This is a genomic window from Streptomyces sp. NPDC060002, assembly GCF_042737245.1.
In the GTDB taxonomy this organism is placed as follows: domain Bacteria; phylum Actinomycetota; class Actinomycetes; order Streptomycetales; family Streptomycetaceae; genus Streptomyces.
In genome coordinates this window covers 1-21,081 of sequence record NZ_JBHWUW010000035.1, presented here as the reverse complement: position 1 = coordinate 21,081, position 21,081 = coordinate 1, and the positions used below count along the sequence as shown (strand labels likewise).

The window sequence follows — 21,081 nt, the reverse complement described above, 5'->3', positions numbered from 1 at the left end:
CACGCAGACCGCCTCAGGAGTGGGACAGCTGCCCGGCGCCACCCTGCCTGCGTATCCGTTCCTGCGCGCGCTCAATGGCCTGAGCCTGCCGGCGCGTGCGGCGGCGCTCACGCCGCAGTGACCGCGCGGTGCTGCTCGGCGTCGACACCACGCCGTTGCGCTGGTTCCACACCTGCCGGGTCACCCAGACGTCCAGGGCACCCCAGGTGGCCAGCACCGTGCTGACCACACTGCTGATCACCATCGGGAACGCCAGCCAGGATCCGGCCAGGGTGCACAGGAAGGCGACCATCGCCTGTATCAGCGTCACGGCGATGATCAGCACCGCACGCACCGCCGCCGTACGCACCGGGTCGGGCATCCGACGCCGCCGCGCGGGCACCTCCACCCACAACGGGCGGTAGACCGCTCGCGCTCGTGCCGTGGTGGAACCGCCGCGGGTGTCGCCCCTGTCGGTCCGCCGGACCTCGGGCGCCGTGTCGCGACCCTCTGCGGCCGCGGGGACACCACGACCGGTCGACCCACGCCTGTCCGTCGGATTGTCGCGCCGCTCCGCTCTCACCTGCTCGTTCGCCGGAATGTCGCGATCCGGCGCCTCGGGATCCCGCAGTGCCGTACTGCCCACTGCCCCGCTCTCCTCGGGCGCCTCACGCCGCTCCGCCGTGCCCATCACTGTGTCACTCCCCACCGCCAGCAGACCGCTCGCCTCCGAGTCGAAGACCCGGCTCCCCAGTGGCTGCCCGGCTTGCGCTGTTTTACGCCGCCCGGGTGCGGCAAACGGCTCGTGTGGCCGATTCCGCCCCCAATTCCCAATGAGTAGGACGAACGACGTGCCCTGAAGATTCCCGAGTTGCGAAAAATTCTGGCCAACTCGGGTGCACAGCCGACCGGATCCGGCCGGGTCCGGAGGATCGGATCCGGGGGGACAATCTCCCGTAATTACCGGACAACACGCCATGTCTCGCCCTCGGGGCGGAAGTTCAGCTTCCGGACAGCTCTTCGAGATCACTGTGCGTCGGTAGTAGGCTCGCGCCGTTTGTTGACGCACACGCGTACCCCCTGCCGGTGGGGGTTCGAGCTGGGGGAGGCCATGCGCTTTCGCGGGAAGTCGATCCGCCGGAAGATCGTGGCGCTGCTTCTCGTGCCGCTGGTGTCCCTGACCGCCGTCTGGGGCTTCGCCACGGTACTCACGGGACGCGAGGCGGGCCGCCTCTTCACGGTGTCGTCCCTCGTCGAGAAGGTCGGCTATCCGATCGAGGACACCGTCCGCGTCGTTCAGCAGGAACGCCGTCAGACCCTCGTCTACCTCGCCGACCCCCGTGCCTCCGACGCGCTGTCCGCGCTGCGCCGCACCCGGACCGCCACCGACGAGGCACTCGCCGAGATCCGCAGGAACGCCCAGGATCCCGACGTGCGCGACGTCCTGGACCAGGACGACGGGGAAGGCCTGACCGCGGTGCTCGACGCCTTCGACGGCGTCGACTCGCTGCGCCGCAGCGTCGAGGAGGGCACCGTCACCCGGGCGCAGGCCCTCGCCCTCTACACCCAGCTGATCGACCCCTGCTACGCCCTGCTGGCCAAGCTGGACGTCGTCGACAGCGTGGAGATGGACAAGCAGTACCGAGCGCTCGTCAGCGTCGCCCGAGCCCGCGAACTCCTCTCCCAGGAGGACGCCCTGCTCGGCTCCGCCCTGGTCGTGGGCCGGCTCAGCCACGAGGAGATCCGTGACGTCTCCGACCTCGAGGCCCAGCGGGAGGTGATCTACGAAGTCAGCCTCGCCCAGCTGCCCACCGCGGAGCGCGAGCGCTACGAGAGCTTCTGGAAGAACGCCACCACCGCCCCGTTGCGCACCGTCGAGCAGGCCGTCGTCGGCACCACGCCCGGCGACATGCCCCGGGGCGTCAGCGCCAAGAACTGGGACACCGCGGCCGGAAACGTCCTCGACGAACTCGGCACCCTGGACGAGCAGGCCAACGACCGTTACCAGGACCGTGTCCGCCCGGTCGCGATCGAGGTCATCGTCAAGGCGGTCGTCGCCGGCGTCTTCGGGCTGGTCGCCCTGCTGGTCTCCCTCGTCCTGTCCGTACGTATCGGCCGCGGTCTCATACGCGACCTGGGCCAGCTCCGGCTGGAGGCGCACGAGGCGTCCGGCGTGCGGCTGCCCAGTGTGATGCGCCGCCTGTCCGCGGGCGAACAGGTCGACGTGGAGACCGAGGTCCCGCGGCTGGAGTACGACAAGAACGAGATGGGCGAGGTCGGCCAGGCCCTCAACACCCTCCAGCGCGCCGCGGTCGAGGCCGCCGTCAAACAGGCCGAACTGCGGTCCGGGGTCTCCGAGGTCTTCGTCAACCTCGCCCGCCGCAGCCAGGTACTGCTGCACAAGCAGCTGACCCTGCTCGACACGATGGAGCGCCGCACCGAGGACACCGAGGAACTCGCCGACCTCTTCCGCCTCGACCACCTCACCACCCGCATGCGCCGGCACGCCGAGGGCCTGGTGATCCTCTCGGGCGCCGCCCCTTCCCGGCAGTGGCGCAGGCCCGTGCAGCTCATGGACATCGTGCGCGCCGCGGTCGCCGAGGTCGAGGACTACGAACGCATCGAGGTCCGACGGCTGCCGCGCATCGCCGCCACCGGTCCGGCCGTCGCCGACCTCACCCACCTGGTGGCCGAACTCCTGGAGAACGCCACGGTGTTCTCCCCGCCGCACACCGCGGTCCAGGTGTTCGGCGACCGGGTCGCCAACGGCTTCACCCTCGAGATCCACGACCGCGGCCTCGGCATGGCACCCGAGGCGCTCCTGGAGGCCAACCTCCGGCTCGCCGAGACACCGGAATTCGAGCTGTCCGACACCGACCGCCTCGGGCTGTTCGTGGTCAGCCGGCTCGCCCAGCGGCAGAACGTCCGCGTCTCCTTGCAGCCCTCGCCGTACGGGGGGACGACGGCCATCGTCTTCATCCCCGACGCGCTGCTGACCGACGACGTCCCCGACACCAACGGCATCGGCTTCCGGCTCGACCGCCCCCGGCCCCCGAAGGAGGCCGACTCCGCGGAGACCGGCAGGACCGCCCTCTCGCCGGCCTCGATGCAGCTTCCCGTGCCCGCCTCGATGCTCGACGGTCCGGTCGAACTGGAGGCCCCCGTCGGCCTGGACGCCCTCGGTGACTTCCCGGCCGCCCTGGACGAGGACGACGACCACGGTGGCCTGTTCCGCCCGCGGCGCTCCCTCACCCGCACCGACGACGAACCGGCGGCGCACACCGTCGACCAGCACCACAAGCTGCCCGACAGCCCCGGCGACCCCCATGAGCCCCTCGTCGGCGACCCGGCCGGTCCCGTACCCCTGACGCCCGGCCGCCGGATGCCCAAGCTGGTCAGCTCGCACGGTCGCCCGGTCCCGGAACAGCGGCCCCGGCGCGCCGAGACGGACACCGAGCCCCCGGCCAGGCCCGGCCCCCGCCGGGTGGAGAACGACGGCCCGGCACCGCTGCCCTCGCGCCGCCGCGGCATGACGGCGCAGATCCCCCGCAGCGCTGGCACGCCCGAACGGACCGGCAACGGCGCACAGGAGCCGACCCGGCCTCCCGCCCTTCCACAGCGCACGCGGCAGGCCACGGCCCGGCCCGGCGGCCCCGGCGGCACGCCCGAGCGCGCGGACACCGCGTCCGGCGGGACGGACGGCGGCGGCTCAGGGACGGGTGCGCTGCCCCGACGCGTACGGCAGGCGAACCTGGCCCCACAACTGCGGCAGGGCCCGGCCCCGCGCACCGAGGACCGAACCGACCCCGCGGACCGGGACGCCGACGAGGTACGCAGCCGTATGGCCTCGCTCCAGCGCGGCTGGCAGCGCGGCCGCGTAGAGAACGCCGCGGGCGACGATGCCCACAGCGGCGCAGCACCACAAGGAACGAAAAAGGGGGACGGTCGATGACCGCACCGAAGGCGACCGGCCACAGCACCACCACCAACAACGGCGAGCTGAACTGGCTCCTCGACGAACTCGTCGACCGCGTCGCCGGCATCCGCAAGGCGGTCGTCCTCTCCGGCGACGGTCTCCCGACGGGGGTGTCCAAGGGCCTGTCCCGGGAGGACGGCGAGCACCTGGCCGCCGTCGCCTCCGGATTCCACAGCCTCGCCAAGGGCGTCGGCCGTCACTTCGAGGCCGGCAGCGTCCGCCAGACCGTCGTCGAACTCGACGACGCCTTCCTGTTCGTCACGGCCGCGGGTGACGGCAGTTGCCTCGCCGTCCTCTCGGACGCCGACTCGGACGTGGGGCTCGTGGCGTACGAGATGACGCTCCTCGTCAAGCGGGTCGGCGTACATCTGGGCACCACCCCGCGCACCGATCTGCCCTCGGGCGGGTAGTGGGATGGCATGAGCACAGACGGTCAGGGAAGAAGTCACTGGTTCGACGACGAGGCCGGACCGGTCGTCCGTCCGTACGCCATGACGCGGGGCCGCACCACCAGTGCGGTCCAGCACCGTCTCGATCTGATCGCGCTGGTCGTCGCCGAGCCCCACGCCGAGGACGCGGACGCGGATCCGTCGCTGTCCCCGGAGCACGTGGACATCGTCGGTCTGTGCCGGGAAGCACCGCAGTCGGTCGCCGAACTCGCCGCCGAACTCGATCTGCCCATCGGCGTGGTTCGGGTCCTCGTCGGCGACCTCGTGGACGCGGAGTTCGTCCACGTGAACCGGCCGGTGCCTCCTGCCGAACTGCCGGACGAGAGTATTCTGCGCGACGTGATCAACGGCCTCCGAGCGCTGTGAGCAGCGCGGAAGCGAGGAGAGGACGTGACCGGTTGCGGGTGGATCGAGTCAAGCCATCGAGCAGGAGAAATGATCGATGATCTTCGGGCGTTCTGAGCGCGGCAAGCCCCCGGTCGAGCCCGTCACGCTCAAGATCCTGGTGGCCGGCGGCTTCGGCGTGGGCAAGACCACCCTCGTCGGGGCGGTCAGCGAGATCAAGCCGCTTCGTACCGAGGAGTACCTCACCGAGGCGGGCCGCCCGGTCGACGACACGACCGGCGTCGAGGCCAAGCACACCACCACCGTCGCCATGGACTTCGGGCGCATCACCCTGCGCGAGGACCTGGTGCTCTACCTCTTCGGGACGCCCGGCCAGGAGCGGTTCTGGTTCATGTGGGACGAGCTCTCCGAGGGCGCGCTCGGCGCCGTCGTGCTCGCCGACACCCGCCGGCTCGAGGACTGCTTCGCCGCCGTCGACTACTTCGAACGGCGCTCCATCCCCTTCCTCATCGCCGTCAACTGCTTCGAGGGCTCCGCCCGTTACCCGGAGGAGGACGTCCGCGGTGCCCTGGACCTCGACGACGGCATCCCCGTGGTGCTGTGCGACGCCCGCGACCGAAGATCGGTGAGGGACGTTCTGGTCGGCGTCGTGCAGCACGCGATGGACTTCGGGGCCGAACGCCGCCAGGCGATCACCACCTGAGACACCCGCACGGCCGCACGGCCCGCACCCCCGCCGACCGGGGTACGGGCCGTGGCCCAAGGGGACGCACGCGCGCGTACTAGCCCTCGCCGTCCTCCAGCCAACCGAAACTCTTCTCCACGGCCTTGCGCCAGTTGTGGTACTCGCGGTCACGCACCGACGCCTCCATGGCCGGAGTCCACTCGGCGTCCTTCCGCCAGTGCGCCTTGAGCTCGTCGAGGTCGTTCCACACGCCCACGGCGAGCCCCGCGGCGTACGCCGCGCCCAGGCAGGTCGTCTCGGAGACCCGGGGCCGGATCACGGGCACGCCGAGCACGTCCGCCTGATGCTGCATGAGCAGGTTGTTCTTGGTCATGCCCCCGTCCACCTTCAGGGCCGTGATCTGCACCCCGGAGTCCTGGAACATGGCGTCCACGACCTCGCGCGTCTGCCAGCTCGTCGCCTCGAGCACCGCACGCGCGAGATGCCCCTTCGTGACGTAGCGCGTGAGGCCGGTGACGACACCCCGCGCGTCGGAGCGCCAGTACGGCGCGAACAGTCCCGAGAAGGCGGGGACGATGTAGGCGCCGCCGTTGTCGTCGACGCTCGCCGCCAGGCTCTCGATCTCGTCAGCCGTACGGATGATGCCGAGCTGGTCCCGGAACCACTGCACGAGCGCACCCGTTATGGCGATCGAACCCTCCAGACAGTAGACGGGCGCCTCACTGCCGATCTTGTAGCCCATCGTCGTCAACAGCCCGCTCTTCGACGGCACCGGCCGGTTGCCCGTGTTGAGCAGCAGGAAGCTTCCCGTCCCGTACGTGTTCTTCGCCGTGCCCACCTCGTAGCAGGCCTGGCCGAACACCGCTGCCTGCTGGTCGCCCAGCGCCGAGGCGACCGGCACGCCGCCGAGCTGGCCCACGGCCGTGCCGTACACCTCGGCGGAGGATCTGATCTCCGGCAGCATGGCCTCGGGCACGCCCATCGCGGACAGGATGGAGGCGTCCCACTGCAGGGTCTCCAGGTTCATCAGCATGGTGCGCCCGGCGTTGGTGACGTCGGTGACGTGCACGCCGCCGTCGGTGCCGCCGGTGAGGTTCCAGACGAGCCAGGAGTCGATCGTGCCGAAGGCGATCTCACCGCGCTCGGCGCGCGCCCTGAGGCCCGGCACGTTGTCGAGCAGCCAGGCCGCCTTGGGCCCGGAGAAGTAGCTGGCCAGCGGCAGCCCGGTCTGCTCACGGAAACGGTCCTGCCCGTCGGATCCCCCCAGCCGGCCGCAGAGTGCCGCGGTGCGGGTGTCCTGCCACACGATCGCGTTGTGCACCGGCTTGCCGGTGGCGCGGTCCCACAGCACGGTCGTCTCGCGCTGGTTGGTGATCCCGAGGGCGCTGATCTGGTCGGCGCGCAGCCCGGCCCTGGCGATCGCCCCGGCGACCACCGCCTGCACCTTGGACCAGATCTCCGTGGCATCGTGCTCCACCCAGCCGGGCTTGGGGAAGATCTGGCGGTGCTCGCGCTGGTCGACGGCGACGATCGCGCCGTTCCGGTCGAAGACGATGCAGCGGCTGGAGGTGGTGCCCTGGTCGATCGCGGCGACGTACTTCTCGGCGTTGTCCGTCATGGCTACCCCTTGGGCTGGTTCAGAAGGCTGCGTGGATGACTGCGGCGGCGGTGGGACCTCTGCTCAGAAGGCCGCGTGGTGGAGGAGGCCCGCGAGCGCCCCGCCGACCAGCGGACCGGCGACCGGGATCCAGGCGTCACCCCAGTCCGAGGTGCCCTTGTCCGGGATGGGCAGGAAGGAGCGCACGATGCGGGGCCCGAGGTCGCGTGCCGGGTTGGTGACAGCAGCGCGGGCTCCCGCGCCGGACAGGATGAGGATCGCGGCACCGATGACCTCGCCGACGAATATGTCTCCGTTGCTCATGGCGGCTCCTGGGCCCGGCCCGGGGGCGGATCGACCCCGGTGCTCCGTGCAGGGTGCTGTTCCCGTGGCTGCTGCGGCCGGGGCAGGGAGATCCCGTGCCCCGCCCGGCGTCCGTGACGAGCGTGCCGTCCTGGCCGAATCGCCCTCGGGGGAGTGGGCCTTCCCTCGGGAGCACGCATGGCGCGTGCCTGGACACGCCGAGAATGTACGGCGATGTCGGCTGACACCGGGAAGTGTTCACCGGCGCCCAGGGAGCGTCAAGGAGGCCGACGGCAACGGTTGGGGACGCCTGGGGCGGCCGCGCGACCCGGCGTGCGGGGCGTCGACCGTCGGCCCAGCGCCCCCGGCTCGCCCCCTCCCCGCTGCCTGACCTCGGCCCGGGCCCCGGGAGGACCGGCGGACATCGCCGAGCCCGACAGCGGGATGTCGTCCGGTACCGACCACCCCGGTTCGGCCGCCTGTCCGGCCGCCGACGTCAGGTCAGCCCATCCCCGTCTCCGCCCCCGTTCCCGCTGGTGTCATCGGCTGAGCCCCTCGCCGGATCTGGTATCCGGCCAGACCCGCGTGCCCAACGACCCAGCTCGCCCCTCGCAATGACTTCGCGGCCTTCTTCAGGGGCGCCAGACACGCCGCCGCCTGGCGGTGGTCAGTCACACTGCCCGGCCGGCACAGGACCGTGGCCAGCGACAGCGTGACCGGGTGCCCGCCCGCCGACCACGGAACGTCCAGCACGGTGGAGACCAGTGGCTCGAGGCTCTCCGGATCGGCCAGCACCAGGAAGTCGTCCCCGCCGATGTGGCCCACGCGCGCGTTCCCCGACGCCGTCATCCGGAGTGCCCGGCCCACCGACCGGATCAGCTCGTCACCCGCAGCGAACCCGGCCCCGTCATTGACCTGTTTGAAGTGGTCGATGTCCAGCCAGCTCAGCGCGAACGCCCACCCCTCGGCGATCCTCCGGTCCACCTCCCCGGTGATCGTGTCCGAACCGGGCAGCCGTGTCAGCGGGTTGAGGCCGGCCGCCTCCTCGACCCGGCTCTCGGCCAACGCCCGTACGAGGTCCGCGAGCCGGACGACGCCCACGCAGCGCCCGCCGCGGTCGACGACCGCCACATCGTCGGAGGTACGGTCAGGGTCGCCGACCGCGACCACGTCCAGAACCTCCCACGCCGTCGCGTCCACGCCGACCGTCCGCGGCGGATACCCGAGCTTGGCCGCGGGACGGTCCGCGTACAGGGCATGGCCGTAGCGCCCTGACATCGACAGCAGGAAGCGCGACCGGTGCACCGACCGGACGGGGACCCCGGTGCGGTCCACGAGCAGCACCCCGGACACGTCCGGCGCGCCCGTCAGCAGCGCCCGCACCTGCCCGGCGGAGGCGGTCGCGGGCAGCAGCGCGGCCGGCCGGACGAACTCCCGCACCGACGGCCCCGACCGGAGCGCCGGCAGGACGCCGGGACCGAGCGGCGGAACGTACACGTCGGCGGCGGGCACCCGGCTCGGCGGCGCGAAGAGCGTGCCCTGGGCCAGCTGCGCCCCGGCCGACATCGCGGCCGCACACTGGAGTTCGGTCTCGACGCCCTCGACGACCAGCAGCGCCCCCAACTCGTCGCACAGCGTCCGCATCGCCCTCACCGCCGCGGGCCGGGTCAGGAGCGAGGCGTCGAGTTTGACCAGGTCCGGCGCGATGTCGACGAGCAGCCGCAGCGGTGCGTCCCCGTCCCCGACCCCGTCCGCGCCGACGCGGAAGCCCTGTTCGCGGAGTGCCGCCACGGCCGCCAGGAGCGCGGGCTGAGGAACGTGCGTGAAGGGCGGAACCACGTCGAGCGTGACTTCCCACGGCAACCGCCCCGCCTCGCGCACGGCGTCGTGCAGCGCGGTGAGCCCACCGAGATCGGCCAGAGTGCCGGCGAACACGTTCACATGCAGGGGCAGCAAGGTCTCCTTGCGGGCCGCCGCGCGTACCGCCGCCACGGCCAGTCGGCCGTCGAGTTCGGGATCCCGGCGAGCCTGCGCCAAGATGTCTCCGGCCTCCGGGCGGGCGAGTATCTCCAGCCCCGCGACCCCTCCGGTGGTCAGGTTGACCACCGGCTGGAAGGCGAAGCGGAGAGTGTCCGTCCAGGAGTGCACGGCAGCATGATTGCGCTGCGGGCGGGCGCCCAGGCCCAGTTCATGAGACGTTCACACAGGTTTCCGGGGTGAACACGGAGGGTGAGTCGGGCCGAGCGGTGCGGTGAGGCGGAGACGTAGCCGTCCTCCTCACCGCACCGCGACCACCGCCGAACCATGCCCGAACAGCCCCTGGTTCGCCGTGACGGCCACGCGCGCGTCCGGGATCTGACGATCGCCCGCCTGCCCCCGCAACTGCCAGGTGACCTCGCAGACCTGGGCGATCGCCTGCGCGGGCACCGCCTCGCCGAAGGAGGCGAGTCCACCGCTCGGGTTCACCGGTATACGGCCGCCCGGCGCCGTCACGCCCTCCCGCAGCAACTTGGCGGCCTCGCCTTCGCCGCACAGCCCCAGATCCTCGTACCACTGCAACTCCAGTGCGGTGGACAGGTCGTAGACCTCGGCCAGGGACAGGTCCTCGGGCCCGATGCCCGCCTCTTCATAGGCGGCGCGGGCGATCGAAGCCCGGAAGGGTTCACCGGCCGGCTCGGCCCCCGCCGCGGAATCGGTCGCGATGTCCGGCAGATCCAGCACCGTGCTGGGATACCGGGGCGTCACGGTGGACACCGCCCTGATCCGTACCGGCTCCGCCGCCCCGTGCCGACGGGCGAACTCCATGCTGGACAGCACCAGGGCCGCCCCGCCGTCCGACGTCGCGCAGATGTCCAGCAACCGCAGCGGATCGGCGACCACCGCGGAGGCGGCGACCTCCTCCGCGCTGACCCGCTTCCGGTAGCGCGCGTTCGGATTCAGCGCGCCCATAGCGGAGTTCTTCACCTTGACCTGCGCGAAGTCCTCCGGCGTGTCCCCGTGCACCGCCATGCGCCTGCGCGCGTACAGCCCGAAGTACGTCGGGTTGGTCGCGCCGAGCACCCGGAACCGCAGCCAGTCCGGGTCGTCCGGCCGATCCCCGCCCGCCGGCCGGAAGAAGCCCTTGGGGGCGGCGTCGGCCCCCACCACGAGCACCACGTCCGCCAGACCCGCGAGGATCTGGGCCCGGGCCGTGTTGATCGCCTGAGCGCCCGACGCGCAGGCCGCGTACACGCTCGCGACGCGGGCGCCCTGCCACCCCAGGGCCTTGGCGAACGTCGCCCCGGCCACATATCCCGGATAGCCGCCACGCACCGTGTCCGCGCCCACGATCGATTCGACGTCCCGCCAGTCCACACCGGCGTCCGCGAGGGCCGCGCGCGCCGCCTTCACGCCGTACTCGACGAAGCCGTGCCCCCACTTGCCCCACGGATGCATCCCGGCGCCGAGCACCGCCACCTCCGCCGTCATCACGCCACCCCCGTCGGCCGCCATCGCCAGGTCGTCCACGTCGTATCCGCGTCCTCGTCGAGCACGCCCGGGACGACCTCCACCTCCATGCCCACCGTCAGATCGGCGACGGTGACCCCGGGAACCGCCTGTCCCAGCACCACGATCCGCTCGGACTCCAGCTCCACAGCGATCAACGCGTACGGCTCCCATGGAAGTTCCGGATCGGTCACATAGGGTGATGGCGGACGGTACCGGCTGTCCGTGTACGACCACACACGCCCCCGCCGTGAAAGCGGGAACTCCTCCAGATGGCCGCCCCGGCAGCCCGGGTTGCGGCAGTGCGTGTCCTCACGCGGGAAGAAGACCGACCCGCAAGCCGAGCAGCGCGTGCCGAGCAGCCTGAAGTCCTCCCCGTCCCCGACGAACCATCCCGTGACCACGGGTGTGCGTGTGCGTGCCAAGACCCCTCCCGACAGCATGTCTGACGGAACGTCAGAAGTGTGTCACGGGCGTGGTGAAATGGGCAGGGCAGGAGACATGACACGACTTTCCGGCGCGGTACGCGCTGTCGTCGCCGTGCTCGTCGCCCTGCTGACCGTGACCGCCGCCTCCACGACCGCGCGGTCGGCCGCCGGCCCCGTGGCCCCCGCGGACTTCGTGGCCCTGAGAACCGTGGACCCGACGATCCTCCAGGAGATGCGCTACTTCACCCCGCACAACTTCGTCGGCGAACGCATCGACGGCTACCGGCAGCCGATCTGCATCCTCACCCGGCCGGCCGCCGAGGCCCTGCACAAGGCCCAGAAGAGCCTGCTCAGCCAGGGATACACACTCAAGGTGTACGACTGCTACCGCCCCCAGCGCGCCGTGAACCACTTCGTCCGCTGGGCCGAGGACCTGAACGACGAGACGACGAAGGGGGAGTTCTACCCGAACGTCGACAAGACCCGTCTGTTCGAGGACGGCTACATCGCCGAGAAGTCCGGACACAGCCGCGGGTCGACCATGGACGTGACCATCGTGAGGCTCCCCGCCACCCCGACCAGGCCCTACGTGCCCGGTGAACCCCTTGTGCCGTGCTACGCGCCGCAGCAGCGGCGCTTCCCCGACAACTCGGTCGACATGGGCACCGGATTCGACTGCTTCGACACCTTGGCCCACACCCTGGACCCGCGTGTCCAAGGGCAGCAGCGCGCCAACCGGACGCTCCTGACGAGCAGCCTGGAAGAGCTCGGCTTCGTGAACCTCGCCGAGGAATGGTGGCACTACACCTTCAAGCCCGAGCCCTACCCCGACACCTACTTCGACTTCCCCGTGTCCGCCAGGTCTCTCGCCCGGGCGTACTGAGCCGCCTCGGTACGACGCCCTCCCCAAGATCGGATACGCTCCGCCGCGTGTCCGAAACTCTGCACTCCACTTCGAACTCCGCGCGCGACTCCCACTGTTCGAGCTGCGGAGCGCCCTACGGGGAGGGCGTCACCGGCTGGCCCCGCACCTGTCCGGCCTGCGCCACCGTGGCCTACCGCAACCCGCTGCCGGTCGCCGTCGCGCTCCAGCCCGTGTACGACACCAAGGGCACCGCCCTGGTCGTCATCACCCGAACCATCGCCCCCGCGCGCGGGGGCATCGCGCTGCCCGGCGGCTACATAGACGACCGCGAGGACTGGCGCCAGGCCGTCGTGCGTGAACTCGGCGAAGAGACCGGCATCGACGCGGCGGCCCGCGAGGTGCGGCTCGCCGACGCCATGAGCTCTCCCGACGGCCACCTCCTGCTGTTCGGGCTGCTGCCGGAGCGCCCCGCGGACCGCCTCCCGGCGACCGCCCCCACGGACGAGACCGAGGGCTGGCACCTTCTCCACCGGCCGGAGGAGCTCGCCTTCCCCCTGCACACGCTCGCCGTGCGGGCGTTCTTCGAGGGCCGCTACATCTGAGCTCACCGCTCGTCGAGCCCGCGCACCCGCACCCGGTGGGACGGCACGTGCACGCCGTCCTCACCCTCCCGCTCGACGACGACCCGCGGCCCCTCCCAGCGGGCGACGTACCGCTCGACCTCCGGCTCCTTCCAGCCGTCGCCCGCGTCCCGCACCACCACGCCGCCACCCGTCCGCCCCCGCACCGGCGCCCACACCTCCAACTCCAGCCGCCCGTCGTCTCCGCGCACCGGTATGACGGCACCCGCGCGCGCGAGCACCGGGACACGCGACAGCGGGGCATCCACGAGCACCTGCCCCGGCCCCTGGTACGCCCGCCCCGTCGCCGTGTCGTACCAGCGCCCCCGCGGCAACTGCACCGCTCGCCGGTCGCCGCCGGGGGCGAGCACCGGAGCCACCAGGAGGCAGTCACCCAGCAGGAAGGCGTCCTCGCAGTCCCGCAACGCCCGGTTGCCGTGCGCCCCCCACCACACCGGACGCACATAAGGGGCCCCCGTACGCCGGGCCAGATGCGCCAGCGTCACGAAGTACGGCAGCAGCCGCCGACGCTCGACGAGCGCCACACGCGCGTGCTCCAACACCTCGGCACCGAAGTCCCACGGCTCCCGGTGCCCGGCCCGCACGCTCGCGCGCGTGCGGAACAGCGGCAGGTACGCGCCCAGCTGGAGCCGGCGCAGATACAGCTCGGGCGACGGGCCGCCGTCGAAGCCGCCCACGTCGGAACCCGCATACGGCACTCCGCACAGCCCGAGCCCCAGCACCAGGGACAGCGACGCCCGCAGTCCCGGCCAGCCCGGGGTGACGTCCCCCGACCAGATGCCGCCGTAGCGCTGCACGCCGGCCCAGCCTGACCGCGAGACGACGAAGGGCCGCTGGTCCGGAACCAGTTCCCGCAACCCCTCGTAGGCTGCCGAGGCCATGCACAGGCCGTACACGTTGTGGGCCTCGCGATGGTCACCCCCGCGTCCCTCCAGGGCGTGCCGGGCCGACCGGGGCAACGTCGGCTCCCCGAAGGCGGCGAACACCGTCGGCTCGTTCATGTCGTGCCAGAAGCCGGCGAACCCCTGCGCGATCCGTTCCGCGTAGAGACCTCCCCACCACTGCCTCACGCGCGCGTGGGTGAAGTCCGGGAAAACGGCCTCCCCGGGCCTGGCGACTCCCTTGACGAGCCGCCCCGACGCGTCCCGTACGAACGCGTCCTCGGCCACCCCGCCGTCGTACACGGCGTTGCCCGGCACGGCCTTGACCGCCGGGCCCACGGCCGACACCAGGCGGATCCCGTCCCGCCGCAGTTCCTCGGAGAGCACCGCCGGTTTCGGGAAGCGCTCCTGATCGACGGTGAACACCTGGTGCTCGGCGCAGTGGTCGATGCCGAGGTGAACGGCGTCGAGCGGCAGACCGTGCTCCTGATGGCCCGCCACGGTCCGGCGCACCTCGTCCTCGCTTCCGAGGCCCCGGCCCGCGAGCTGATGACCGAGCGCCCACGCGGGCGGCAGCGCAGGCGCCCCGGTGAGCGATACCCAGGCGAGCAGCACGCGCGCGGGGGTGCCCACCACCACCCAGCAGCGCAACGGACCTCCGTCCATCCGCACCTCGCACGCCCCCGACCGGTCGTGCCCGGAGCCGGCCCCCTCCTCGCCCTCCCGCAGCGTGACGGTGCCGTCCCAGGAGGTGTCGTGGAACACCAGGTGAGTGGCCGCGTCGGCCACGACCAACTGCACCGGCATCGTGAGAGGGAGCGGATCGTCCCCACGGCCGAAGGCGCGCCCGGGATCCGTGTTCCACAGCCGGTACGTCCCGTCGCGCAGCCGCGGCCCGGACGCCCGCCCGCCGAGGCCGAAGAAGCGCGCGTCCGCCGCCACCTCCGAACGCTGCATCCAGCGCGCCTGGCCGCCCTCCTCCGGCTCCCACCACCGGGGCGGCAGCTCACGCCGCAGCATCACGCCCCCGGGCGTGCACACCTTGATGGCGCCGTGCCGTGACACCACGACCGTCACCCGCTCGGCGACGACGCGCCACCCGCCGTCCTTGTCGGGCTCCAGCACCGCTCGGGGATCCGGCTCCGGACAGCGACCGGCCAGCGCGTACGACGGCTCGGGCTCGGCACCGTCCCAGCCCCAGAACACCGCGCCGTTCACGGCGACGCGGATCCTCAGCTCGGAGCGACTGAACCGGAGCGTCCCACCGCCGGGCCCCGGCTCCACCTCCTGCACAGGACCAGGCACCCGCGCGCGCTCGGGACCCCGCACCGGCAAGGCGGCGGCGTCGGCACGGTTCCTGCGCCAAGCGGCCCGCACCGTCCGCAATCCCTGGGCAGCTCCCGCGGAACCGACCGCCTTCATCGAACGCACCAGGTCACGACCGTCCATGCTGTTCACCCTGTCACTGACCGCGCGACGCGCGCGGGTCGTTCAACTGCCGTTCACCCGTGGTGAGGCCACATCTTCACGAGACGGACTGTGGGGAGCCCACCCTGGTGCAGAAGTCGATCACATGGCATCGTCCGTGTCAGCCGCGTCACGCGCACCACCCCAGCTCGTGCGCGGGCGACGCACACGACGCGTACAGCCCGGGAGCCGCCCCATGCCGACCGTGAACCCCGAGCCGCTCTGGCGGCCCGATCCGCAGCGCATCGCCCAGGCCCAGGTCACGAAGTTCCAGGCCTGGGCCGCCGACCAGCACGGAGCCCCGTCCGACGGCGGATATCCGGCACTGCACCGCTGGTCCGTGGACGAGCTGGAGACGTTCTGGAAAGCCGTCACGGAGTGGTTCGACGTACGGTTCTCGACGCCCTACGCGCGCGTGCTGGGCGACCGCTCCATGCCCGGCGCCCAGTGGTTCCCCGGAGCGACGCTGAACTACGCCGAGCACGCGCTGCGCGCGGCCGCCACCCGCCCGGCCGAACCGGCCCTGCTGTACGTCGACGAGACCCATGAACCGAGCCCGGTGACCTGGTCCGAGCTGCGCCGCCAGGTCGGTTCGCTGGCCGGTGAACTGCGCGCCCTGGGCGTCCGCCCGGGTGACCGGGTCAGCGGCTACCTCCCGAACATCCCGCAGGCCGTCGTAGCCCTCCTCGCGACGGCCGCCGTGGGGGGCGTCTGGACCTCCTGCGCCCCCGACTTCGGCGCCCGCAGCGTCCTCGACCGCTTCCAGCAGGTCGAACCCGTCGTCCTGTTCACGGTCGACGGTTACCGCTACGGCGGCAAGGAGCACGATCGCCGTGACGTCGTCGCCGAACTCCGCGCCGAACTGCCCACCCTGCGCGCCGTCGTCCACATCCCCCTGCTGGGCACGGAGCCGCCCCAGGGGGCCCTGGAGTGGTCGGCCCTGACGGCCGCGGACGAGGCACCCGTCTTCGAACAGGTTCCCTTCGACCACCCCCTGTGGGTGCTCTACTCCTCCGGTACGACCGGTCTGCCCAAGGCGATCGTCCAGTCTCAGGGCGGCATCCTGGTCGAGCACCTCAAGCAGCTCGGACTGCACTGCGACCTGGGCCCCGAAGATCGCTTCTTCTGGTACACCTCGACCGGCTGGATGATGTGGAACTTCCTCGTCTCCGGCCTGCTGACCGGCACGACGATCGTCCTCTACGACGGCAGCCCCGGCTATCCCGACACCGGCGCACAGTGGCGGATCGCCGAGCGCACAGGCGCCACCCTGTACGGCACGTCGGCCGCGTACGTCATGGCCTGCCGCAAAGCGGAGGTGCACCCGGCCCGCGACTTCGACCTCTCCAAGGTCCAGTGCGTCGCCACCACGGGATCCCCGCTCCCGCCCGACGGCTTCCGCTGGCTGCACGACGAGGTTCGCGACAACCTGTGGATCGCCTCCGTCAGCGGCGGCACGGACGTGTGCTCCTGCTTCGCAGGCGCCGTCCCGACACTCCCGGTCCATACCGGCGAACTCCAGGCGCCCGGCCTCGGCACCGACCTGCAGTCCTGGGACGCGAACGGTCACCCGTTGACCGACGAGGTCGGCGAACTCGTCGTCACCAACCCCATGCCGTCCATGCCGGTCCGGTTCTGGAACGACCCCGACGGCAGCCGCTACCACGAGAGCTACTTCGACACCTACCCAGGCGTGTGGCGCCACGGCGACTGGATCACCGTCACCTCACGCGGTTCCGTCGTCATCCACGGCCGCTCCGACTCCACGCTCAACCGCCAGGGCGTACGCATGGGCTCCGCCGACATCTACGAGGTCGTCGAACGGCTCCCCGAGATCAAGGAATCCCTGGTCATCGGCATCGAGCAGCCCGACGGCGGCTACTGGATGCCCCTCTTCGTGCACCTCGCCCCGGGAGTCGCACTCGACGAGGCCCTCCTCGGCCGCATCAAACAGGCCATCCGCGAACAGCTCTCGCCGCGCCATGTCCCCGACGAGGTCATCGAGGTACCAGGAGTCCCGCACACCCTCACCGGCAAACGTATCGAGGTCCCGGTCAAACGCCTCCTCCAGGGCACCGCACTGGAGAAGGCGGTCAACCCGGGCTCCATCGACAACCTCGACCTCCTGCACTTCTACGAGGACCTCGCCCGCAAGCGGGCCTGAGCCGCCGCAGGTGGCCTCGGACTCACCCGGTACCACCACGAAGTCCGAGGCCGGCCGATATCGCGCGCCCCCCCGCGCCCCTCGCGTCACCACCGCGATCGTCATCGGGCCCTCGACCTGATCGGGCAGGACCCGTTGTCAGTGCCGCCGGTTACTGTGAGTGAGCATCGATCGACTGCGCACACAGGGGGAAACATGGCACACACCGACCACCGGACCATGCGACGTGTCCTGCGCCGTGAAATCGCCGGCACCATCGGCCTGCTCACCGACGAACACGACTTCCGTGCCATGCGGCGCTACCGCACCTTCACGTTCGACGATCACGCCGTCTACCTCCAGCAGGTCGAAGACCTCCTGAGGACACGCGCCATGCAGGGCACCCACACCACCGTGGCCCTCTTCGACCCACGGGAATACGCCGATTACTGCACCGGCAGGGGACTCGACCCGGACATCCCCGCCAACCGCACCCGCTTCACGGCCGAACTCGCCACCACGGGCCCCACCATCCCCTACGAGGGCCAGGCCCTCGCCGACCTCCTCCCCGCCCTCGTCGACGAAGCCGTACGCCAGGCGACCTGGGAGTACGCGGCGACCCTGCTCGCCCGCCTCGGCGCCTGCGCGACCTGTGGCGAGGACATCGGCCGCGCCGCCTTCACCCGCGCGTCGGACCTCGTCGCCCGCATCCTCGACACGGCGCCACCCGGCGACCGGCACCTCGTGTGCAGCGTGACCGGCACACCCGAAACACTGGTCGCCGTCCTCCACGCGGACGACGAGGCCGACGGCGCCACCCAACTCGACGAGGCCGAGGCACTCGAGTTCACCACCGTCCTCGCCCTCGGCCTCGCCACCCAGAGCCCCGGCGGCCTGGTCATGCGCACCACGGCCCACGACACCTCCGACCGGATCTACGGGTGGCGCCTGCGCGGCGACGGCCTCGAACCCCTGACAGCCGGCGAGGTCTTCGACGCCTACTGCACCGACGTGGAGTCCGGCGACCTCATCTCACCCGAGTCCAACGTGGACTACTGCTTCCCACCGGACCTCGGCCGGGAGGGGAAGACGCCGGGCCACCGTCACTGACCGAAAGAGACGAAAGAGAACGCCCGGACGCTCAGACACAGCAGGGGCGCTCCACCCGAAGGCGGAGCGCCCCTGATTCACCGACCGGTCGCCGGCCGGAACCGGCTACTCGCCGGAAAGCACGGCCTGCGCCGCGGTGCGCGCCTCGTCGGCACTGTCCGCCGCACGCGCGGCAGCCGCGGCACGCTCGCACTGCGCCATCGTGTACTTCGCCAGCGCGGTCCGCACATAGGGAATCGACGCAGCCCCCATGGAAAGAGAGGTGACTCCCAGACCCGTCAGCACACACGCGAGCAGCGGATCGGACGCGGCCTCACCACACACACCGCAGCTCTTGCCCTCGGCCCGTGCCGCCTCGGCGGACAGGGCCACGAGGTCCAGCAGCGCGGGCTGCCACGGATCCTGCAGCCGGGACACCGCACCCACCTGCCGGTCGGCAGCGAACGTGTACTGCGCGAGGTCGTTCGTGCCCAGCGAAAGGAACTCCACCTCTTGCAGGATCGAACGAGCCCGCAGAGCGGCTGACGGGATCTCCACCATCGCACCGAACTTCGCCCGCAGTCCCGCCTCGCGACAGGCGTCCGCGAACGCCTTCGCGTCGGCGCGGTCCGCCACCATCGGCGCCATGACCTCGAGGTAGACGGGCAGCCCCTCAGCCGCCTTCGCCAGCGCCGTCAGCTGGGTCCGCAGGACGTCGGGGTGGTCCAGCAGGGTGCGAAGTCCACGCACGCCCAGAGCCGGGTTGGGCTCGTCGGCCGGGGTGAGGAAGTCCAACGGCTTGTCGGCGCCCGCGTCCAGCACGCGCACGACGACTCGTCCCTCGGGGAACGCCTCGAGCACCTTCCGATAGGCCTCGACCTGCTTCTCCTCGGACGGCGCGCTCTTGCTGTCGTCGAGGAAGAGGAACTCGGTACGGAAGAGTCCGACGCCTTCCGCACCGGCTTCCACGGCTGCCGGCACATCGGCGGGCCCTCCGATGTTCGCCAGCAGCGGCACCTTGTGGCCGTCGGCGGTGGCACCCGGGCCGGTCGAGGCGGACAGCGCCGCCCTGCGCTCGGCGGCCGCGGCCTCGAGCTGGGCTTTCTTCTCCTCGCTCGGGTTCACGAAGATGTCGCCGGTGCTGCCGTCGACGGCGATCACCGTTCCCTCGGCGAGCTCACCGGCACCCGGCAGGGCCACGACGGCCGGCACACCGAGCGCACGCGCCAGGATGGCGCTGTGGCTCGTCGGCCCGCCCTCCTCGGTCACGAAACCGAGCACGAGCGTCGGGTCCAGCAGCGCGGTGTCGGCGGGCGCCAGGTCCCGGGCCACCAGCACGTAGGGCTCGTCACTGTCCGGGACACCGGGCATCGGAACGCCCAGCAGACGGGCGACGATACGATTCCGTACATCGTCGAGGTCGGCCACACGACCGGCGAGGTACTCGCCGGCTCCGGCGAGCAACTCACGGTAGGCGGCGAAAGCGTCGTACACGGCACGCTCGGCCGTGCTGCCGACGGCGATGCGCCGGTCCACGTCGACCATCAGCTCGGGGTCCTGGGCCATCATGGCCTGTGCCTCGAGCACCGCCTGGGCTTCACCCCCCGCCAGATTGCCGCGCGCCATCAGATCGGCTGCCACAGCTTCCACGGCCTTGCGGGCGCGCCCCTGTTCGCGCTCCGCCTCCTCCGCCGGGATCTGCTTGGCGGGCGGTTCGAGGACCGCCGTTCCCATGTGCCGAACCTCGCCGATCGCCACACCGTGACTCACGCCGACGCCTCGCAGCGTTGTCTCCATCTCACCCGTCTCCGATAGTGCGGCGGGTCCCGCCGCCGCGGTGGTTGTCCCTGCGTGCCGTCGGTACGACGGCGTCAGCGCTACTGCCAGGAAAAGAGAACGTCGCCGGCTTTGACATCGCCGTCTTCACGGAGCTCGCCGAGTGCGTCGGCCGTGGCCTCCAGCGCGACGACGGGGCACACCGGGGACTTTCCGGCCTCCTCGACCGCGGCCGGGTTCCAGCGCACGATGCCCTGCCCGCGCGTCACGGTGTCGCCCTTGTTCACCAGAAGCTCGAAGCCCTCGCCGTTGAGCTGCACGGTGTCGATCCCGAGATGGGTGAGCACCCCATGTCCCTCGGAGTCGACCACGACGAAGGCGTGCGGGTGGAGGGAGACGATGACTCCGTCCACGGGTGCGACGGCCTCGGAAGGCTCACGTACCGGGTCGATCGCCGTGCCCGGGCCGACCATGGCCCCGGAGAAGACCGGGTCCGGCACGGCAGCCAGTCCGATGGCGCGTCCTACTAGAGGGGACGTCACGGTGGTCATGGGAAGCCTCCCAGGGGTGGAGATGTATATGGGCCGTCACTGCTTGTCCGGGTCGGCGCACTGTGCAGCAGGGTATGTCATATGAAGTACCGGTTCCGCACGAGAGCACCCGATCCGTGGTCTAGACCACTAGCGTAGTCGATTTGCAGCGCATCCGCGGCCCCGTGTACAGTCGTACTCCTGCTTAAGGGTGAGCAACGCGATCAAGCGCGCTTATCGAGCAGCACCCAGCTTGTCAGATCCTATCTCTGGATCATCTTCCGCATGTGTGCGGAACGGTGGTGCAGGAGGCCGGGAAAACCCTGATAGAGTCGGAAACGTAAGGCCGAAGGGAAGCGCCCGGAGGAAAGCCTGAGAGAGTCTCTCGGGTGAGTACAAAGGAAGCGTCCGTTCCTTGAGAACTCAACAGCGTGCCAAAAA

Annotated in this window: 17 protein-coding genes; 8 read left to right on the top strand and 9 right to left on the bottom strand. The window is 71.2% G+C overall.

What is annotated here, in order from left to right; genetic code table 11:
- Positions 1-13: 13 nt before the first annotated feature.
- Positions 14-670: a hypothetical protein gene (locus ACFWBD_RS26930; RefSeq protein ID WP_385671786.1), complete on the bottom strand. Its 657-nt coding sequence runs from the start codon at positions 668-670 to the stop codon at positions 14-16.
- A gap of 420 nt (positions 671-1,090) precedes the next feature.
- On the opposite strand from ACFWBD_RS26930, the gene ACFWBD_RS26925 reads away from it, so the two are divergent.
- The 4 genes from ACFWBD_RS26925 (at position 1,091) to ACFWBD_RS26910 (ending at position 5,452) form a co-directional block, all read left to right on the top strand.
- Positions 1,091-3,931 (top strand): nitrate- and nitrite sensing domain-containing protein, encoded by a 2,841-nt coding sequence (locus ACFWBD_RS26925; protein ID WP_385671783.1) that lies wholly within the window; start codon positions 1,091-1,093, stop codon positions 3,929-3,931.
- Positions 3,928-4,365, top strand: a complete 438-nt coding sequence (locus ACFWBD_RS26920; RefSeq protein WP_385671780.1) for a roadblock/LC7 domain-containing protein — start codon at positions 3,928-3,930, stop codon at positions 4,363-4,365. The genes ACFWBD_RS26925 and ACFWBD_RS26920 overlap by 4 nt, the downstream gene beginning before the upstream one ends.
- Positions 4,366-4,374: 9 nt before the next feature.
- Positions 4,375-4,770 carry a DUF742 domain-containing protein gene (locus ACFWBD_RS26915; RefSeq protein ID WP_385671777.1) on the top strand — a complete coding sequence of 132 codons (396 nt, stop codon included), beginning with the start codon at positions 4,375-4,377 and terminating at the stop codon, positions 4,768-4,770.
- Between the two features lie 76 nt (positions 4,771-4,846).
- Positions 4,847-5,452 carry an ATP/GTP-binding protein gene (locus tag ACFWBD_RS26910; RefSeq protein ID WP_362529753.1) on the top strand — a complete coding sequence of 202 codons (606 nt, stop codon included), beginning with the start codon at positions 4,847-4,849 and terminating at the stop codon, positions 5,450-5,452.
- A gap of 79 nt (positions 5,453-5,531) precedes the next feature.
- On the opposite strand, the gene glpK is transcribed toward ACFWBD_RS26910, so the two are convergent.
- The 5 genes from glpK to ACFWBD_RS26885 form a co-directional block, all read right to left on the bottom strand.
- The gene (gene glpK, locus ACFWBD_RS26905; RefSeq protein WP_385671774.1) at positions 5,532-7,052 is read right to left on the bottom strand and encodes a glycerol kinase GlpK; all 1,521 of its coding nucleotides are present in this window, start codon (positions 7,050-7,052) and stop codon (positions 5,532-5,534) included.
- 63 nt (positions 7,053-7,115) lie between these two features.
- The gene (locus ACFWBD_RS26900) at positions 7,116-7,355 is read right to left on the bottom strand and encodes an aquaporin (RefSeq protein WP_385671771.1); all 240 of its coding nucleotides are present in this window, start codon (positions 7,353-7,355) and stop codon (positions 7,116-7,118) included.
- A 480-nt stretch (positions 7,356-7,835) separates the two neighbouring features.
- A complete protein-coding gene (locus ACFWBD_RS26895) occupies positions 7,836-9,482 on the bottom strand; it encodes a GGDEF domain-containing protein (RefSeq protein WP_385671768.1) in 1,647 nt (548 codons plus the stop codon).
- Positions 9,483-9,611: 129 nt separating this feature from the next.
- Positions 9,612-10,802 carry a lipid-transfer protein gene (locus ACFWBD_RS26890; RefSeq protein ID WP_385671946.1) on the bottom strand — a complete coding sequence of 397 codons (1,191 nt, stop codon included), beginning with the start codon at positions 10,800-10,802 and terminating at the stop codon, positions 9,612-9,614.
- Positions 10,802-11,224: a Zn-ribbon domain-containing OB-fold protein gene (locus ACFWBD_RS26885; RefSeq protein WP_385671943.1), complete on the bottom strand. Its 423-nt coding sequence runs from the start codon at positions 11,222-11,224 to the stop codon at positions 10,802-10,804. The genes ACFWBD_RS26890 and ACFWBD_RS26885 overlap by 1 nt, the downstream gene beginning before the upstream one ends.
- Before the next feature lie 97 nt (positions 11,225-11,321).
- On the opposite strand from ACFWBD_RS26885, the gene ACFWBD_RS26880 reads away from it, so the two are divergent.
- Complete coding sequence (locus tag ACFWBD_RS26880) at positions 11,322-12,131, top strand: M15 family metallopeptidase (protein ID WP_385671765.1); 810 nt, start codon at positions 11,322-11,324, stop codon at positions 12,129-12,131.
- A gap of 47 nt (positions 12,132-12,178) precedes the next feature.
- Complete coding sequence (locus ACFWBD_RS26875) at positions 12,179-12,715, top strand: NUDIX domain-containing protein (protein WP_385671763.1); 537 nt, start codon at positions 12,179-12,181, stop codon at positions 12,713-12,715.
- 2 nt (positions 12,716-12,717) lie between these two features.
- On the opposite strand, the gene ACFWBD_RS26870 is transcribed toward ACFWBD_RS26875, so the two are convergent.
- Entirely contained in the window at positions 12,718-15,084 is a 2,367-nt protein-coding gene (locus tag ACFWBD_RS26870; RefSeq protein WP_385671760.1) for a TIM-barrel domain-containing protein, read from the bottom strand.
- Between the two features lie 214 nt (positions 15,085-15,298).
- On the opposite strand from ACFWBD_RS26870, the gene ACFWBD_RS26865 reads away from it, so the two are divergent.
- On the top strand, positions 15,299-17,266 hold the full coding sequence (locus ACFWBD_RS26865) for an acetoacetate--CoA ligase (RefSeq protein ID WP_385671757.1): 1,968 nt from the start codon (positions 15,299-15,301) through the stop codon (positions 17,264-17,266).
- Between the two features lie 195 nt (positions 17,267-17,461).
- Complete coding sequence (locus ACFWBD_RS26860; protein WP_385671754.1) at positions 17,462-18,355, top strand: hypothetical protein; 894 nt, start codon at positions 17,462-17,464, stop codon at positions 18,353-18,355.
- Between the two features lie 105 nt (positions 18,356-18,460).
- On the opposite strand, the gene ptsP is transcribed toward ACFWBD_RS26860, so the two are convergent.
- Positions 18,461-20,131 carry a phosphoenolpyruvate--protein phosphotransferase gene (ptsP, locus tag ACFWBD_RS26855; RefSeq protein WP_385671751.1) on the bottom strand — a complete coding sequence of 557 codons (1,671 nt, stop codon included), beginning with the start codon at positions 20,129-20,131 and terminating at the stop codon, positions 18,461-18,463.
- 80 nt (positions 20,132-20,211) lie between these two features.
- Complete coding sequence (locus ACFWBD_RS26850; protein WP_385671748.1) at positions 20,212-20,661, bottom strand: PTS glucose transporter subunit IIA; 450 nt, start codon at positions 20,659-20,661, stop codon at positions 20,212-20,214.
- Between the last annotated feature and the right edge of the window lie 420 nt (positions 20,662-21,081).

Bases quoted from the DNA above. Each gene is read 5' to 3' on its own strand.
- ACFWBD_RS26930 (WP_385671786.1), bottom strand. From the start codon at position 670: ATGGGCACGGCGGAGCGGCGTGAGGCGCCCGAGGAGAGCGGGGCAGTG.
- ACFWBD_RS26925 (WP_385671783.1), top strand. From the start codon at position 1,091: ATGCGCTTTCGCGGGAAGTCGATCCGCCGGAAGATCGTGGCGCTGCTT.
- ACFWBD_RS26920 (WP_385671780.1), top strand. From the start codon at position 3,928: ATGACCGCACCGAAGGCGACCGGCCACAGCACCACCACCAACAACGGC.
- ACFWBD_RS26915 (WP_385671777.1), top strand. From the start codon at position 4,375: ATGAGCACAGACGGTCAGGGAAGAAGTCACTGGTTCGACGACGAGGCC.
- ACFWBD_RS26910 (WP_362529753.1), top strand. From the start codon at position 4,847: ATGATCTTCGGGCGTTCTGAGCGCGGCAAGCCCCCGGTCGAGCCCGTC.
- glpK (WP_385671774.1), bottom strand. From the start codon at position 7,052: ATGACGGACAACGCCGAGAAGTACGTCGCCGCGATCGACCAGGGCACC.
- ACFWBD_RS26900 (WP_385671771.1), bottom strand. From the start codon at position 7,355: ATGAGCAACGGAGACATATTCGTCGGCGAGGTCATCGGTGCCGCGATC.
- ACFWBD_RS26890 (WP_385671946.1), bottom strand. From the start codon at position 10,802: ATGACGGCGGAGGTGGCGGTGCTCGGCGCCGGGATGCATCCGTGGGGC.
- ACFWBD_RS26880 (WP_385671765.1), top strand. From the start codon at position 11,322: ATGACACGACTTTCCGGCGCGGTACGCGCTGTCGTCGCCGTGCTCGTC.
- ACFWBD_RS26870 (WP_385671760.1), bottom strand. From the start codon at position 15,084: ATGGACGGTCGTGACCTGGTGCGTTCGATGAAGGCGGTCGGTTCCGCG.
- ACFWBD_RS26865 (WP_385671757.1), top strand. From the start codon at position 15,299: ATGCCGACCGTGAACCCCGAGCCGCTCTGGCGGCCCGATCCGCAGCGC.
- ACFWBD_RS26860 (WP_385671754.1), top strand. From the start codon at position 17,462: ATGGCACACACCGACCACCGGACCATGCGACGTGTCCTGCGCCGTGAA.
- ptsP (WP_385671751.1), bottom strand. From the start codon at position 20,131: ATGGAGACAACGCTGCGAGGCGTCGGCGTGAGTCACGGTGTGGCGATC.
- ACFWBD_RS26850 (WP_385671748.1), bottom strand. From the start codon at position 20,661: ATGACCACCGTGACGTCCCCTCTAGTAGGACGCGCCATCGGACTGGCT.